This is a genomic window from Pedobacter sp. UBA4863 (assembly GCF_002399615.1).
Taxonomy (GTDB): Bacteria; Bacteroidota; Bacteroidia; order Sphingobacteriales; family Sphingobacteriaceae; genus Pedobacter.
Window position 1 is genome coordinate 33612 of record NZ_DHDZ01000009.1, and the last position, 411, is coordinate 34022.

Annotated in this window: 1 protein-coding gene; it reads right to left on the reverse strand. The window is 42.1% G+C overall.

The window, feature by feature from the left end; translation table 11 throughout:
- Positions 1-411: LptF/LptG family permease (locus B3I52_RS01460; RefSeq protein ID WP_293297796.1), on the reverse strand; the 411-nt coding region annotated here is incomplete at both ends.

Consider the following 411-nt stretch of genomic DNA (forward strand, 5'->3'; position numbering starts at 1 on the left):
TTAACCAAATTAAGCACCATGTAGTTGCCATCAGAAGTTTTAGACATTTTTCCCTTTTCAGCCATGATAATCTGCGGAATACCATTTCCACTGCTGTGATCGTATATCATGATCCCATACAATGAATCTATGGCGCCTTCGCCTTTACGCTCTACCCGCATAGAGTAGCCCGGTATGCTATTGTTAAAAACGCCCGGCTTAATTAAAAAGGATAGTTTTTTATTGCGTACATCCCACAAGAGCGAACCATATTTAAGGTTAGCCTTGGGCAACATAAAATCGGAAAAGAAAAAAGAGGCAAGTGCCAAACCCAAAATAAGAACAAGCAAGGGCTGCATGGCTTTACGTAACGACACTCCTGCAGATTTGATGGCTACCAGCTCGTAATTTTCGCCCAAGTTACCAAAGGTC